This window comes from Neobacillus sp. 19 (assembly GCF_049463095.1).
GTDB lineage: Bacteria > Bacillota > Bacilli > Bacillales > Cytobacillaceae > Neobacillus.
The window spans coordinates 1-15,068 of sequence record NZ_JBMPZU010000033.1 but is presented as its reverse complement, the minus strand read 5'-3'; the positions used below and the strand labels follow the sequence as shown (position 1 = coordinate 15,068).

Genomic DNA, 15,068 nt, shown 5'->3' with positions numbered 1-15,068 from the left:
TTGATTTAACTAACAATCGGCGGCGGAAGAAAAACATCGCCACCGATTGAGGTTATATTTTAAGACAATGATTGTTCGGCTTTGACCCCGAAAAACTTATTTGAAATAAACAGAACAAGCGCAATTAAAGCAATCTGAATCATTCCGTAGGCGGCAGCCTGACCCATGTTAAACATCCTGAGCTGGTTCATGATTTCAATCGAGATCGGTCGATTGGAAATCGTGTACAACAATACGGATGTTGGGAATTCTCCGACAGACTCAACGAACGCCAGTAAGGTTCCCGAGAGGACACCCGGCATAATAATCGGAAGAATGACCCTCCTAAAGGTATAAAACCAGCGTGCCCCGAGATTTCGAGAAGCTTCCTCGATGGAATCATCCAATTGCTCGAGTACCGCGTTGGTTGACCTCACAACTAATGGAATGTGACGCACAAAATAGGCGAGCGGCAAAATCCAGAACGTACCGACGAGAATGTTCCCGAATGAAAAAATATTTGGCTCATTAAAAGCAAAGATTAGATTCATCCCGATAACAGTTGCAGGCAGCGCCCATGGAATCATCACCAATACATCGACAAAATTCTTGCCGATAAATTTCCGTTTTACAAGAAGATAGGATGTCAATACACCAAACACCAGGTTTCCAGCAGTCGCAATAAACGCTAGAATTAAACTGTTTTTTAGTGGTTTAAAGATGTTTGGATCCTGCAGCAATAATCGGTAGTTTTCAAAATTAAACACCGATGGATAGGTTTGCCACGTCCAGGTTCCGTCCGGTACTAACGAAAGGAGCAGGATTGTGAAGTGCGGCAGCAGCAAGATGATCACGCCAATGATGCCGATCAAAACCATGATCCATTTCATTACCGGATTTTTCACCTCACTGCGATGGGCACCAATCCCTTTTGAGGCCATTCGGTAATCCTTCCTGTTTTGATACCAGCGCATAAATAATAAGAAGGCAATCGAAACAATGGATAGAATGACAGATTGTGTGGCAGCAACCTCCATATCCCCATTTAATTTTGAAAAATAGATTTGCAGACTTAGGACACGATACCCTCCCGCTAATAAGAACGGCGCACTAAACGATGCCATGGAAATCATAAATACGAGCAATGAGGCCGCAACAATCGCAGGAGTCAATAATGGAAACGTCACCTTCCAAAACACGTTAAAACGGCTGGCACCTAAATTAAAAGCCGCTTCTTCCAGACTCGGGTCGATTTTGTTTATCGCTGACGAGACAGTCATGTAGAAATAGACATACATCGTATAAGCGTGGACAATTAAAATCCCCGACACCCCGCCAATTTTAAAGGGCACTTTCTCCAGGCCGAATAAATCCTTGATCGCGTTGGGAATTAAGCCTGTTTCCCCATACAAAAACATAAAGGCCATGACACCGACCAATGATGGGAGGACAATTGGCATGATGGCAGCTGAAGAGAAAAATCCTCTTCCCGGAAAATCATACCGATTAAAAATAAAGGCAAGCGGAATACCAATCAGCGCACTCACAAGCACACTTAATATGGAAATATAAACGGAATTCCACAACGCTTCGAGATTGGTTTTTGATTCCTGGCTAAAAAAGTCCTGATAGTTGGCAAACGATAGGCCGCTTTTTGTTTGTAAACTCTCGAAAAATGTCCGTAATGAGGGATAGAGAACATAGGCAACTAATACTAAGAGAACCGGAATCAGCAACAGTATAGTAAACCTGGTATCACGATTTTTTATCATGAGGCATCACCGCTGATGACCGGAATCACCCGGATTTGATCCTTCGGCAATTGGACCCACACATCCGCTCCAGATGTAAGTTGATGAGACCGATTGTTTAATAGATTCACTTGCAGAAGGAGGCCGTCTACATTCACACTCAGGTTGATGACTGAACCAAAAAACTCCACTTTCTCAATTATTCCTTTTAGTATATTGGTTCCCTCTGTCTGCTGTTCAACAATCTTAATCGCCTCTGGTCGAATCGATAAGGACAGGTCACCTTTCGTATCTGGATTTACATTATACGGATGATTATGTACAGCCAATTGTTTTGACCCAGAGCCAACTTGGGCTGATACTACTACATGATCTTGCTCTACCCGGTCAATTTTAACTGGTAAAAGGTTGATTTCACCGATAAAACTGGCCACAAAATCATTTGCCGGCTGATTATAAATTTCAGAAGGTGTCCCCACTTGGTGGCATACCCCGAAATTAAAAACAGCAATTCGATCACTCATCGATAAAGCCTCTGCCTGGTCATGGGTGACATAAATAGTCGTGATTTTATACTCTTTTTGCAGTCTTAAGATTTCGCTTCTCATTTCATCCCGGAGCTTGGCATCCAGATTGCTGAGCGGCTCATCAAGGAGAAGAATTTCAGGTTCAATTACCAATGCCCTTGCAAGGGCGACACGCTGCTGCTGTCCTCCACTTAACTGACTCACTTGACGATCGGAATATTTCTCGAGCCTTACTTTACGCAGTACGTCCTGTACCCGTGTTTTCAGTTCATTTGCAGAGATTTTTCTTACTCTTAAACCAAAAGCTACATTTTCAAACACCGTCATATGAGGAAAAAGGGCATAGTTTTGAAAAACCATGCCCGTATTTCTTTTTTCAGGAGGTACACGCGTCATATCTTTATCGCCAAAACGAATAATGCCTTTTGTCGGATAGTAAAAGCCGGCAATCATCCTGAGGGTCGTCGTTTTCCCACAACCGCTCGGACCGAGGAAAGTAAAGAACTCTCCATCCTTGATTTCCAAGTCTAAATGATCAACTGCGATTACTTTTCCAAACGCTTTTTGGACATGATCAATTTTTATCGACGCCATTACCTAACACTTCCTATTGTTTGATTTCTTTTGCACCACTCTTGATGTTTTCATCCCAATACTTCATCCAGCCGTCGCTTTCTTTTTGGAAGACTTTCCAGTCGATATCCATCTTTTTAATTTCCGTTTCGGTAATCCACGCAGGAAGGTCTTTCACGTCTGTTCTAGTTGGGATTCGGTAAAATTCCTCTGCCAACAATTTAGCGGCTTCAGGTGTGTTGACAAATTCATAGAATGCTTCGGCAGCTTTTGGATGCGGCGCATCCTTTACAACAGCAATTCCTTCAGTCAAGACTGGCGTTCCGCTTTTTGGAACAATAAATTCAAATGGATAATTCTTGTTTTCCTTCAACATAACCACATCCGGCATGGCCCAGACAGAGATGACGCCTTCGCCTTTAGCGACTTTGTTGTACATCATTTCAGGGTTAGCAGAATATTCCTTTGTATTTGCGTCCAGCTTTTTCAACCAATCATACCCTTTTGCTGGATCATTAGAGTCTTTGAAATCACGGTAAATCATCGCGGAGAAGATGGTTCTCATTGTTCCAGATGCCAGCGGGTATCGGATAATGATTTTATCCTTCCATTTCGCATCCAATAATTCATCCCAATCCTTAGGCGCATCTTCCTTTTTAACCTCTTTGCTGTTATACATGATGACTTCAGGTGTTTGACTTGTTCCGGACCAATTCCAGTCAGCATCGTGGAAGCCTGCGTCCAAACTATCTGCATAGGATGGCTTATACGGTGCTAAAAGGCCCTCGTCCTTTGCTTGGTCAAAGTTTACGGAAGGTGCCCCCCACCAAACATCTGCCTGCGGATTATTTTTTTCAGAGCGAATCCGGTCAAGCACCTCTTGTGAACCCATGTCGAGCCATTCAACATCTACATTGTATTTCGCTTCAAATTGTTGTTCGAATTTAGAAAGGATGTCTTTTCCGTGTGGTGAATAAACGACAATTTTCTCTTCAAGTTTTGCTTCGTCTTTCTTGTCGGCCGGTTTCTTTGAAGGTGTGTTAGAAGTTTTTTCAGCATCCCCGCCACAAGCGGCAAGCAATAGGGATGCGGATAACGTTAATGCGGTAATAATCGATACTTTTTTCTTATTTTTCACAAAAAGTCCCCCTCTTTAAGAAAAGTTAATGATGCTTTCATGTTCCCGTAAAAATAATGAAACGGCTCCCAATACACCTGCATTCTCTCCTAACTGTGAAACTTTCAATTCTACTGAACTAGGAAGATAGTGATCCACAATTTCACGCAGTTTAGGTAAGATGAATTCAGATGACTTTAACACACCACCTCCCAAAATAATAACCTCAGGATTTAATAAACTAGCGGCATTAATAATTCCATAGGCTATATGCTCAATCGCCTCATCTATTACTTTAAGGGCAATTTTGTCTCCTTTTTTTGCCAGTACAAACGCTATTTCACCTGTCAGTTCTCCTGATTTAGCTTGATCGTATAAGGGATGGTCAGGATGCTGCTGTACTACTCTTGTGAGTTTGTCACCAATCGCTTTCCCGCCCGCGACACTCTCTAAAAAACCGTAGCGGTGAAAAATTGGCTGAAATTCATTTTTCATATCGTTTTTATCCGTTACCATATACCCCATTTCACCCGCGGCATTGGAGGATCCTCGATAGAGCTGATTATGAATAATAATTCCACTCCCAATGCCAGTGCCAATAGCAATGAACAATACATTTTCCTTGTGTTTGGCATTCCCAAGCCATTGCTCTCCAAGCGCAGCCACATTGACATCGTTATCCACATAAATTGGAAAGGACAAATATCGTGCAGCTTCTTTGATGAAAGGGTACCGGATCCAATTTAAGCTTGGCGCTTCGACGACGATTCCGGTCGTTTCTGTTATTCCAGGAACTCCTGCGCCCATTCCCAAAATCTTTTGCGGATCAATGTCATTCTTTTGGATCATCACACTAATTTCTTTTCCCACTTTCTTCAATAAACCAGTGTGTACGTACTGCTCCGTTTGAAAACTGCTTGCAGCGACGATATTTCCATTTAAATCGCTGATGATGATTTTTACTTTTGTACCACCGATATCTGTACCGATGATATAAGCTGCTTTTTCATTAAAATACAAATGAATCGGTCTTCTGCCTCCTTGTGAGGTGGATTCGCCAATTCCTTTTTCAAACACCCACTTTTCCTGGATCAGTTCATCGACTAAGAATGAAACAGTCGGTTTACTAATTTTCATTTTCCCAGCAATTTCTGACCTTGAGATTGGGGCATGTTCCAAAATACATTGCAATATTCTTTTTTTGTTTTGAACTTTGTTCTCGTTGGTACTCATTGCATCACGGCCTTAATCATTTTGTTGAGTTAGTTAGTTTTAATAATTAACTAAAATATAACCCAAAAAGAAACCGTTTACAACATATTTTTTTAATAATTCGACTTTTAGCACATTATCTACTTCTAGTCTAATATAACTACACTGCCATTGCCTATAGGACTAAATAACTGTTTTAATTTTCTGAATATGGAGAGTATTTACTTTTCTCGCTCCAGGTGTTAATTATTAAGTGTAGGAGATTTCTCCCGTTAGTTAAGTAATTTAACTAACCTATTAACAACTATTGTCAAAAGGAGGGTGTAAGTTAGAATTTATACTAAAAATTGAAAGGGGTTACAAAGGTGAAAAAGTTCTTTCTTGGATTACTTTCCACTTTATTAGTTGTTTCACTGCTGCCATTTAGCGGAAATGCTGCAAAGGCACAGGAGCCCGATGTTGATCTCTGGAATGCTGTCAAACCTCTAGAAACGACGGTTACGTTTCTAAATACCGGTGCACATCCTGATGATGAACGAAGTGATTTTCTTGCCTATTTATCCAGGGGGCTCGGTGTTAAAACATCAAGTCTAATCGGTAACCGCGGGGAAGGCGGTCAAAATGAAATTGGTGATGAATTAGGAAATGGTTTGGGCATCATCCGCTCGAGAGAAATGATTGAAGCGGCTAAGATTACTGGCGTTAAAGCCTTCCATCTTAGTGAAACCACATCTGATGCCATCTATGATTTTGGTTTTTCCAAAAGCCCTGAAGATACATTAGCACAATGGGGCGAGGACTTAACATACGAACGGCTTATCCGCTTTATCCGTACGTATCAGCCGGATATTGTTATGCCTTCATTTCGAAATGTAGATTCCCAGCACGGTCATCACCGTGCAATGGAGATCCTGTCTGAACGCGCCTTTAAAGATGCAGCAGACCCAGCTATTTTCCCTGAACAGTTAAAAGAGGGCTTATCTGTCTGGCAGGTGAAAAAACTGTATTTACCTGCAGAATCAAAGGAACAGACAGAAACGTCTATTGAAATTGGGATGTTTGATCCCATTTACCAAATGTCTTATCCACAGTTAGGCGAGCAGTCCCGCTTTATGCATAAAAGCCAGGGAATGGGCAATAACATCCCTGTCGCACCGAGACAGATCAATCTAGAATTACTTTATAGCACTGTTGGAGACAATGCCGAACTTTTCGCTGGTGTTCCTTACAATTTTAAGGAGTGGTCACAGCAGCTTCCGAAAACTGAAAATGATCTAAAAGTTCACTTTACAAAGCTTCAAGGCAAATTAGACTCGATTGTTTCTGCCTATCCAAGCAAGGAGCAGGTATTTGAGCAGTCACAGAGCACATTAAAAGAAGTGCGCAACTTACAGAACAAAACAAAGCAATCCAAGCTTTCCGCAGCGTTAAAAAATGATTTGCTTCATAAACTTTCCATAAAAGAAGAACAGCTGCAAACAGCAAGCTTTACAGCTTCACAACTGGATGTCAGCGCCTCTTCGGAATTCAACATCCTGACAAAAGGGCAAACAACAAATGTAACTGTAACCCTTAAAAATAACGGAAAACAAAAACTGCACAATGTCAGTGCTGATTTATTGGTTCCAGAAGGCTGGAATATTACCTCAAAGAATAAAACAACTCATTTGGCACCGGGAGAATCTAAACAAATTTCCTATCAAGTAGTCGTTCCGGAGGATGCCGAGTATTACCATGCCTACAAAACACCGGCCATTCAAGCAGCTGTCACCTATGAATCCACTGGAACAAAAACAAGCCAAATCAAAGATCTAAACGGTACAATCGCTGTTCTTCCGGATGTTGGTCTTACCTTATCCCCTGAAGATATTGTCGTGAATACGGCAGATATTCAGGAAGCCATCCCTGTTACGGTAAAGGTGAAAAACTACCGTGACGGTGCGGCTCAATCATCTGTTGCTTTAAAGGCTCCGGAGGGCTGGAAGGTCTCCCCAAGTAATGCAGAGGTGACATTCAGCAGCCAATTGGAAGAAAAGTCTATCGACTTTACCTTAGCACCACCGAAGGATATTAAAGCGGGTGATTTTAAAATTGCTGCGGAAGCCGCGGTTAATGGCAAAACCTTTAATTCAACTGTTCAAACCATCAATTATGACCATATTGGTACTTTCTATTACGAGTATCCTGCACAGGTGAATGGTGTGGCCTTTGAACTTTTAAACAATGATAGTCTAAAAATTGGTTATGTGGAAAGTGGATTTGATAAAGTCGCAGACTATCTCAATAACGCTGGACTAAATGTAACAAAACTGACGGAGGCTGATTTGAAAACAGCTGATTTAAGTCAATACGATAGCATTGTTGTTGGAATTCGTGCCTACCTTTCACGGGCTGACTTAATCGCCAATAACGAACGTCTTAAAGAATATGTTTATAATGGCGGGCACTTAGTCGTTCAATACCATAAGCCGGGTGATGGCTGGAACAAAGATACGACAGCTCCGTATCCATTAACAATTGGAAATCCATCCATCAAATGGCGGGTTACAGATGAGAACGCAAAAGTAACGGTATTGCAGCCTGACTCCCCTCTTTTCAACTATCCGAATAAGATTACCGATAGTGATTGGGATCATTGGATCCAAGAAAGAGGATTATACTATCCAATGGATTGGGATAACCATTACGAAACATTTGTAAGAATGAATGACCCAGGTGAAGACCCATTCGATGGCGGGATCCTCATGGCTAAATACGGCCAAGGAACGTACCTATATACAAACCTTGTTTTCTATCGTCAAATCCAAGGTCAAGTTCCAGGCGGCTACCGCATTTTCACAAACCTAATTAGCTATGGTGCCAGTAACTAATTGAAACAGACAGTCCCTCGATTTTTACCGCAGGGACTGTTTTCTTTCTAATAATAGATTATTAGGATGTTGTTTTGATATAATGATAATAGATCCCCTTCACTTCCAGTCAACGTCTCCGCAGATAAAAGGGGTATAAAAAACTAAAAGGAGGCCCCCTATGTATCAAATCAAAGGGAAAGAAAAAATCTTCGTTTACACAGGTCCCTATGGCTCTGGAAGAAAAACGATAGCGAAAATGGTTGCTACCGCGTTTGATATGGAAACCGTACTCTCTTACACTACTCGTTCCCCCCGGCATTATGAAAAAGATGGTGAAGATTACCACTTTGTTACGGAAGAAGCCTTCAAGCAACTGCAAGCAAATCAGGAGTTTCTTGAAAGCGTCGAAATTGACGGCATTCATTATGGCATTCGTGAGCAGGACATCGTTGAAGCCTTCCAAAACCATGATTACGTTTATCTGACTCTCAATCCCGAAGGAACCGAAAAGCTAAAAACAATGTATGGGGATGGAGTTGTCCGTATTTTCGTTTATGCCAATCGGGACACAGTTATTCAAAGGCAGAAAGACCGGCAAGATGATGATGCGGTAATTGAGCGCCATTTGTCCCATTACGATGAAATCATGGGCTATAAAAACAGCTGTGAACATGCGTTTGAAAACTTTGATTCTCCGCAGGTCGCATACCAAGTCAGCGAATTAATCGAAACCTTTTTAGACAGAGACCTTACAGTAACGGATTATTGAGAGAAAAGCGAAAGCGCCCTGGTCAGCGGCGTATGGCCTGGAGCGCTCCAACTGAGATAAAGGAAACACGAAGAGCCTGAGGCGATTCGATGTTGACTTATCGTAGGGCGGAGAGCGAAGGACATTTGCCGCTAGGGCGCTGGAGCTAGACAATTCTCAAAGTTGAAATTTATACTTTTATAATAAGTATAGGCGGACAGTGGCAATCACTGTTCGCCTTTTTTCGTACTTTTTATTTAAACGATTGTTTTTTTAGCTTATTAGTGTTTGAGCCTTTTTCATCATGTAATGGACATATGATGTTCAAATATGTTATATTATATTAGTTACCTTAGCTAACTATTACCAACGGTAACTATTTTTGAAAAAAGAGGTGTTTGCAATTAAGTCTTCACAAAAATTCTTTCACCAATTATTGATGCTCTACAGGCCCTTTGAAAATAGGCTGAATATCCATCTCGCTGAACATCAGCTATACAGGGCACAGTGGACCATTATGTACTACTTAGCAAATATCGGAACGGCTACGCTTGTGGAGCTATCCCATTATATGAATGTCGAGAAACCGACCGTTACCAGAACGATTAATCGCTTGGAAGAGCTAGGATATGTAGAGCATGTTCCTGGAAAAGACAAACGTGAAAAAAGAATGCAGCTTTCAGAAATGGGAAGGCATGTGTATAAAGATGTCCGTGTGACAATTGACCAATTCGAACAGGAAATTCTTAAAGGAGTCTCGGAGGATGAACAAAACGAAGCCATCCGGATTATGGGAAAAATACAGAAGAACATGACAAGATAAGGGGATATGAAAATGAATCAATTCAGACCTAAATTATGGACAAAGGATTTTATCATCGTATCCACGATTAACTTTTTAGTAACTATCATCTTTTATTTATTAATCGTGATTATTGGCAAGTATGCTGTTGATCAATTCCATGCTTCTACAAGCCAGGCTGGACTTGTTACAGGAATCTTTATCATCGGGTCATTAATCGGAAGGCTTTTTACCGGACGCTTTATAGAGTCGCTTGGCCGCAAGAAAACGTTATACATTGGTCTAGTGTTTTTTATTTTAACAACCCTATTATATTTATTAAATATAAATATTAGTGTTCTGCTTATTACCCGATTATTGCACGGTATTGCAGCCGGAATGGTTGGGACAGCCACGGGAACCATCGCAGCCCAAATTATTCCGGCAACCCGAAAAGCCGAAGGAATCGGCTACTTTAGCATGAGTGCCGCACTTTCTACCGCAATTGGTCCGTTCATCGGCCTTTATATGACTCAACATGCGGATTTCCAATCAATTTTTATTTTCTCAGTTGCCTTAGGCGTTATCAGCTTTATAACCTCGATTTTTGTATATGTGCCAGTATTAGATGGAAAGGTACAAGCAACTGAAAATAAGGGCTTCAAGCTTTCACACTTTATTGAGCCAAAGGCACTGCCAATTGCCATTGTCACTCTTGTAATCGCCTTTTGTTATTCAAGTGTTCTCTCTTATATTAATTTCTATGCAATTGAAATTAATCTAGTTGGCACTGCTAGCTTTTTCTTCCTTGTGTATTCAATTGCCGTTTTACTTTCACGCCCATTCACAGGCCGCTTGATGGATGTGAAAGGTGCCAACTATGTTATGTATCCGGCCCTTATTATCTTAGCAGCCGGTATGATAATACTAAGTTCGGTAGACACAGGCATTACATTGCTTATTGCCGGCGCCCTAATTGGCCTTGGATTTGGTAATATCCAGTCCAGTACCCAGGCCGTTGCGGTTAAATTAACACCTCCGCATCTTATGGGATTAGCCACTTCAACCTTTTTTATTTTCCTTGACGCAGGACTTGGTTTTGGACCCTATTTACTTGGATTCATTATCCCAGTAACGGGCTACAGTAAACTATATGTCATTCTCGGCCTTGTTGCACTGGTATCTTCCGTGCTCTACTACTTTTTACATGGTAAGAAGGAACATACTGCAAAAGCGAAAATCAATCCTTCAAATGCGGTTTAACTATTTGAAAAATGACGAACAGTTTTTTTCACTGGTTCGCCATTTTTCCTTCTAAAACTGATTGAATCTCCAAAATCCATTCATCATTTCAAAAATTTTGCTTTGCCCTTTCCCGGTCAGGTTTACTAAGAAAGGGGTTTCCCCTTTTTCTTGTAACACCGTTGCGGCAATTCCCTCGCCAAGTGGTGTACAAAACAACAGCTTCGTTCCAGCCAATTCTAGTTTCCTGCACCTCGCATTAATCGAGGCATCTACAAATTCTTCTCCCTGTTTAAGATCCAATAATCTTCCCCATGTGGATAAAGTTTGCTCCAAGTTATGAACAACAAAGCAGACACTCTCAAACTGCAGATTTCCCGCGGGATGTGACCCGACCAATCCCAGTTCCTCAAATTCTAAGAGTCTCTCTTCGTCTGATTTTTCCCATTGAATGAAAAATGGCAGTTCCAGCTCGTTCTCCGCAGCCTCCGGGAAAAGCAGCGACCATTTTATCACTTGTCCATCCGCTCGCATCCGTTCACCGGGAAGCGGGCCATAAACGGTAAATCCTGCTTCTTTAAGCTTTACAGCCAGCTCATCTATATGATCTGTACGAATGGCAATCCTAGCAGGCCCCTCCTGCTTCTGCCCTTCAAGTTGCTCCACAATATGCGTAACCAGACGGTTCTTTTCCTGTTTTTCCGCCACCAGTAAATTTTCAATTCCTAAAAATTCAATATAACTTAAATCAAAATAGGACAGGGTATTGTATGTACCCCAAAATTCATGACGACCGCCATTGAAAGCGTGGATTCCTCTTTGCTTTAAAAGAGGAATGGCCTCGTCAGGGTTTTTAGAAAAAAAGACCAAATGATCAAAGGAAAATGACATGTTAAGACTCCTTTCTTTACTATCGACTGCATGAAGATTTCCGGACAATTTGCATAAGACCGGCTTGAAGTAAATATGATTACAATAAGCATTCTATACAAAGGGGTTGTTCTTCAATGGCCGTTTTTAATAAAATCGCATTATTTTTTGTTATTTTGTATTCTGTCATCATTATTATAAATACTTATCTAGGCGAAAGTGAACGGATTCAATCCAATGTTATGTACTTTTTTATGAATGGGTTTGCCTATATTGTTTCAGCCATAGAAGTTGAAAAGGAAAAACAAATTGTGAGGCTATAGTTCTGGTTGCTTTCACATATTGATACGGATTTCCTGTATAATGAATCCTACTCCGCTTTTGCATATGATATTTCTTTAAGAGAAATCCTATAGATAAGTCGAATAATAATATAAAAAAAATGAGGTTCCTACATGAGTGAAAGAAGTTTTGGAGAATACCCTTTAAGCAATGAAATCACAAGAGCGCTTTCGGTGTTAAAATACGAAGCGCCTACAGAGGTTCAACGGGAAGTGATCCCTTCAGCGTTGAAAAAGAACGATCTTATTGTAAAATCCCAAACTGGGAGCGGCAAGACAGCAGCCTTTGGGATTCCTATATGCGAAATGATAGAATGGGAAGAAAAAAAGCCACAGGCCTTAATTCTCACTCCTACTAGGGAGCTTGCGGTTCAAGTACGCGAGGATATGACGAATATTGGCAGGTTTAAACGAATTAAAGCAATGGCCGTTTATGGGAAAGAACCTTTTTCGAAGCAAAAGGAAGAACTGAAGCAAAAAACCCATGTAGTCGTGGGGACACCAGGGCGTGTCATTGACCATATCGATAGAGGAACGCTAGATTTAGGTCAGGTTCAGTATCTTGTAATCGACGAAGCGGATGAAATGCTGAATATGGGTTTTATCGATGAAGTAGAATCAATCATAAAAGAACTTCCATCCAACAGAGTCACTATGGTCTTTTCCGCTACATTGCCGAAAGATGTTGAAAGTCTCTGCTATAAGTATATGAAAGAGCCCTTTCATATTGAGATTGAAGCAACTGGGATTACTACGGATACAATTGAACATCGATTAATCGATGTAAAAGATGAAGAGAAGCTTTCTGTGCTTAAAGATGTTACTATCGTTGAAAACCCTGACAGCTGTCTAATTTTTTGCAAGACGAAAGAACACGTTGAAACGGTATACGCTGAATTGGACGCATCCAACTATTCATGTGAAAGACTTCATGGAGGGTTAGAACAACAAGATCGGTTTGCCGTGATGGACGGATTCAAAATGGGGAATTTCCGATACTTGGTGGCCACCGATGTTGCTGCACGGGGGATTGACATTGATAACGTGACACTTGTGATTAACTATGACGTACCGATGGAAAAAGAAAGCTATGTCCACCGCACAGGCCGAACCGGACGAGCTGGAAATAAAGGAAAGGCCATTACGTTTGCTACACCTTATGAAGAAAAATTTGTTAAAGCAATTGAAAGATATATTGGCTTTGAGATTCCTTCAGTAGAGGCCCCAAAATCACAGGAAGTTGCTGCAGGAAAAGCTGCTTTCGAAGAAAAAGTCAGCGGCCGCCGAGTAGTCAGAAATAATAAAACGGCCCGCATCAACCAAGATATCATGAAACTCCATTTCAGCGGCGGCAAAAAGAAGAAGATTCGTGCGGTCGATTTTGTTGGGACCATCGCGAAAATTCCGGGAGTAACAGCTGAGGATATCGGCATTATTACGATCCAAGACCATTTATCCTATGTGGATATTCTAAATGGAAAGGGCTCATTAGTGCTACAAGCCATGGAGAAGGCCACAATCAAAGGAAAGCGACTAAAAGTCAGCATAGCAATAAAATAGAAAAGCGCAAGCGCCCTGGTAGAAAAGGTGCCTGACACCCAATGCAATTATGATGTGACCCCGAAAAGTTAGAGTTTTATATTAAGCAGCTAATTGGCTGGTATGAATACGGTATTGAACCGGACTCATGCCTGCCAATTTTTGCTTTATGCGCTTGGTATTATAATAATTGATATATTCTTCAATTCTCTTTTTTAATTCCTCAAAAGAGCATAGTGCTTCCCCATAATACATTTCTTGTTTCAGTAATCCGAAAAAGTTCTCCATGGGAGAATTATCTAAACAATTGCCTTTTCGCGACATACTCTGGAACACCTTGTTTTCTTGGAGTGTTTTTACCCATTTTTTATGTTGATAATGCCACCCTTGATCAGAATGTACAGTTGTTCTAAACTTTGAATCTTTTACAATTTCTAGAGCCTCCTTGAGAGGTTTGAAGGCTAATTCTAAGGTTGGGCGCATACTAATCCCGTACGATAGTATTTCCCCATTAAACATATCCATAATTGGACTTAGATATAGTTTTACACTGTCTGAACACTTGAATTCCGTAATATCTGTCGTTAATTTTTGATGACACACATTTGTATGAAAGCGGCGATTGATATGGTTCTTGGCAACAGTTCCCGTCGATCCTTTGTAAGAGCTGTACCTCCGTGATCTTAATCTGAACTTATCTCCCTTGAGCCCACGCTTATTCATGATGCGTTGAACCTTCTTATGATTCGCTTTAATTCCACGATTTTTCAATTCTAAACGAATACGACGATAACCATAATTTCCGTTATGCTCTTCGAAAATGGATTGTATAATATCCTCCAAACCCTGGTCTGGATTCTCCTTCTTCATGTTTTTAATATGATAATGGTAGGAGGATTCTGGAATACCAACTATTTTTATAACATCTTTTAGTTTGAAGGTTTCTTTGAGTTCGAATGATAACGCTGCTTGTGCTTTTCGAGATAGCCCTTCGGATCCATCTGAAAAGCTCGTAACTTTTTTAAGTATTCTACCTCTAAACGTAGGAGTTCGTTTTCTCTTTCCAACTTTTGTTCATAGGTCATTTCTTTTGGTTCCGTGCTCTTTTTGTTCTTTGCTTTATCAGACATAGAAGGCCGTCCTTTAATTTTATTCAGGCCTTCAACACCCCCCTCATGAAAAGCTTTCTTCCATGAACCTATCAAAGGAGGGTTAGTTAACCCAAATTGGAGGGCTGTTTGTACTTCAGAAGAACCTGTTCTCTTCATAAAGCTTAATACATCAAGCTTGAATTGAACAGAATAAGTTTCCTTATGCTTCTTCCTCATTAACCCTTCAGCCCCGAATTTCTCGTAAATTTTAACCCATCTCTTAAGTTGAGCGCTGCTTTTCATACCATATTTTTCAGCTAAAGGGTTGTATCCCAATTTACCCTCTTTATACTCTCTTACTAACATTAACTTGAATTTCCCACCATATTTTGTCATAAAGAAACACCCCAAAGGTTAGATTTCACTCTAACTTTCGGGGTGCACC

The 15,068-nt window shown here is 40.8% G+C and carries 13 protein-coding genes; 6 read left to right on the top strand and 7 right to left on the bottom strand.

What is annotated here, in order from left to right:
* Positions 1-59: 59 nt before the first annotated feature.
* Genes ACO1D1_RS10765 through ACO1D1_RS10750 form a run of 4 tightly spaced genes read right to left on the bottom strand, consistent with a single transcriptional unit; the run spans position 60 to position 5,180 of the window.
* Entirely contained in the window at positions 60-1,751 is a 1,692-nt protein-coding gene (locus ACO1D1_RS10765) for an ABC transporter permease (RefSeq protein ID WP_149868607.1), read from the bottom strand.
* Positions 1,748-2,851 (bottom strand): ABC transporter ATP-binding protein, encoded by a 1,104-nt coding sequence (locus tag ACO1D1_RS10760; protein WP_423335929.1) that lies wholly within the window; start codon positions 2,849-2,851, stop codon positions 1,748-1,750. Before ACO1D1_RS10760 ends, ACO1D1_RS10765 begins: the two co-directional genes overlap by 4 nt.
* A gap of 13 nt (positions 2,852-2,864) precedes the next feature.
* Positions 2,865-3,968: an extracellular solute-binding protein gene (locus tag ACO1D1_RS10755; RefSeq protein WP_149868605.1), complete on the bottom strand. Its 1,104-nt coding sequence runs from the start codon at positions 3,966-3,968 to the stop codon at positions 2,865-2,867.
* A 15-nt stretch (positions 3,969-3,983) separates the two neighbouring features.
* Complete coding sequence (locus tag ACO1D1_RS10750) at positions 3,984-5,180, bottom strand: ROK family transcriptional regulator (RefSeq protein ID WP_423335928.1); 1,197 nt, start codon at positions 5,178-5,180, stop codon at positions 3,984-3,986.
* A gap of 344 nt (positions 5,181-5,524) precedes the next feature.
* On the opposite strand from ACO1D1_RS10750, the gene ACO1D1_RS10745 reads away from it, so the two are divergent.
* The 4 genes from ACO1D1_RS10745 (at position 5,525) to ACO1D1_RS10730 (ending at position 10,803) form a co-directional block, all read left to right on the top strand.
* Positions 5,525-8,029 carry an NEW3 domain-containing protein gene (locus ACO1D1_RS10745; RefSeq protein ID WP_423335927.1) on the top strand — a complete coding sequence of 835 codons (2,505 nt, stop codon included), beginning with the start codon at positions 5,525-5,527 and terminating at the stop codon, positions 8,027-8,029.
* 160 nt (positions 8,030-8,189) lie between these two features.
* On the top strand, positions 8,190-8,780 hold the full coding sequence (locus tag ACO1D1_RS10740; protein ID WP_423335926.1) for a guanylate kinase: 591 nt from the start codon (positions 8,190-8,192) through the stop codon (positions 8,778-8,780).
* 382 nt (positions 8,781-9,162) lie between these two features.
* Positions 9,163-9,582, top strand: a complete 420-nt coding sequence (locus ACO1D1_RS10735; RefSeq protein WP_423336008.1) for a MarR family winged helix-turn-helix transcriptional regulator — start codon at positions 9,163-9,165, stop codon at positions 9,580-9,582.
* 12 nt (positions 9,583-9,594) lie between these two features.
* The gene (locus ACO1D1_RS10730; RefSeq protein WP_423335925.1) at positions 9,595-10,803 is read left to right on the top strand and encodes an MFS transporter; all 1,209 of its coding nucleotides are present in this window, start codon (positions 9,595-9,597) and stop codon (positions 10,801-10,803) included.
* A gap of 51 nt (positions 10,804-10,854) precedes the next feature.
* Here ACO1D1_RS10730 and ACO1D1_RS10725 read toward each other — a convergent pair whose 3' ends face one another.
* Positions 10,855-11,673 carry a VOC family protein gene (locus tag ACO1D1_RS10725; protein WP_423335924.1) on the bottom strand — a complete coding sequence of 273 codons (819 nt, stop codon included), beginning with the start codon at positions 11,671-11,673 and terminating at the stop codon, positions 10,855-10,857.
* A gap of 116 nt (positions 11,674-11,789) precedes the next feature.
* On the opposite strand from ACO1D1_RS10725, the gene ACO1D1_RS10720 reads away from it, so the two are divergent.
* The gene (locus tag ACO1D1_RS10720; protein ID WP_149868598.1) at positions 11,790-11,975 is read left to right on the top strand and encodes a hypothetical protein; all 186 of its coding nucleotides are present in this window, start codon (positions 11,790-11,792) and stop codon (positions 11,973-11,975) included.
* A gap of 132 nt (positions 11,976-12,107) precedes the next feature.
* Entirely contained in the window at positions 12,108-13,553 is a 1,446-nt protein-coding gene (locus ACO1D1_RS10715; protein WP_423335923.1) for a DEAD/DEAH box helicase, read from the top strand.
* A gap of 81 nt (positions 13,554-13,634) precedes the next feature.
* Here ACO1D1_RS10715 and ACO1D1_RS10710 read toward each other — a convergent pair whose 3' ends face one another.
* Positions 13,635-14,561 carry an IS3 family transposase gene (locus ACO1D1_RS10710; RefSeq protein ID WP_423336007.1) on the bottom strand — a complete coding sequence of 309 codons (927 nt, stop codon included), beginning with the start codon at positions 14,559-14,561 and terminating at the stop codon, positions 13,635-13,637.
* The gene (locus ACO1D1_RS10705) at positions 14,462-15,019 is read right to left on the bottom strand and encodes a helix-turn-helix domain-containing protein (RefSeq protein ID WP_423335922.1); all 558 of its coding nucleotides are present in this window, start codon (positions 15,017-15,019) and stop codon (positions 14,462-14,464) included. The genes ACO1D1_RS10710 and ACO1D1_RS10705 overlap by 100 nt, the downstream gene beginning before the upstream one ends.
* Positions 15,020-15,068 lie beyond the last annotated feature (49 nt).

Coding starts and splice junctions, on each gene's coding strand:
- ACO1D1_RS10765 (WP_149868607.1), bottom strand. CDS start 1,751: ATGATAAAAAATCGTGATACCAGGTTTACTATACTGTTGCTGATTCCG.
- ACO1D1_RS10760 (WP_423335929.1), bottom strand. CDS start 2,851: ATGGCGTCGATAAAAATTGATCATGTCCAAAAAGCGTTTGGAAAAGTA.
- ACO1D1_RS10750 (WP_423335928.1), bottom strand. CDS start 5,180: ATGAGTACCAACGAGAACAAAGTTCAAAACAAAAAAAGAATATTGCAA.
- ACO1D1_RS10740 (WP_423335926.1), top strand. CDS start 8,190: ATGTATCAAATCAAAGGGAAAGAAAAAATCTTCGTTTACACAGGTCCC.
- ACO1D1_RS10730 (WP_423335925.1), top strand. CDS start 9,595: ATGAATCAATTCAGACCTAAATTATGGACAAAGGATTTTATCATCGTA.
- ACO1D1_RS10725 (WP_423335924.1), bottom strand. CDS start 11,673: ATGTCATTTTCCTTTGATCATTTGGTCTTTTTTTCTAAAAACCCTGAC.
- ACO1D1_RS10720 (WP_149868598.1), top strand. CDS start 11,790: ATGGCCGTTTTTAATAAAATCGCATTATTTTTTGTTATTTTGTATTCT.
- ACO1D1_RS10715 (WP_423335923.1), top strand. CDS start 12,108: ATGAGTGAAAGAAGTTTTGGAGAATACCCTTTAAGCAATGAAATCACA.
- ACO1D1_RS10705 (WP_423335922.1), bottom strand. CDS start 15,019: ATGACAAAATATGGTGGGAAATTCAAGTTAATGTTAGTAAGAGAGTAT.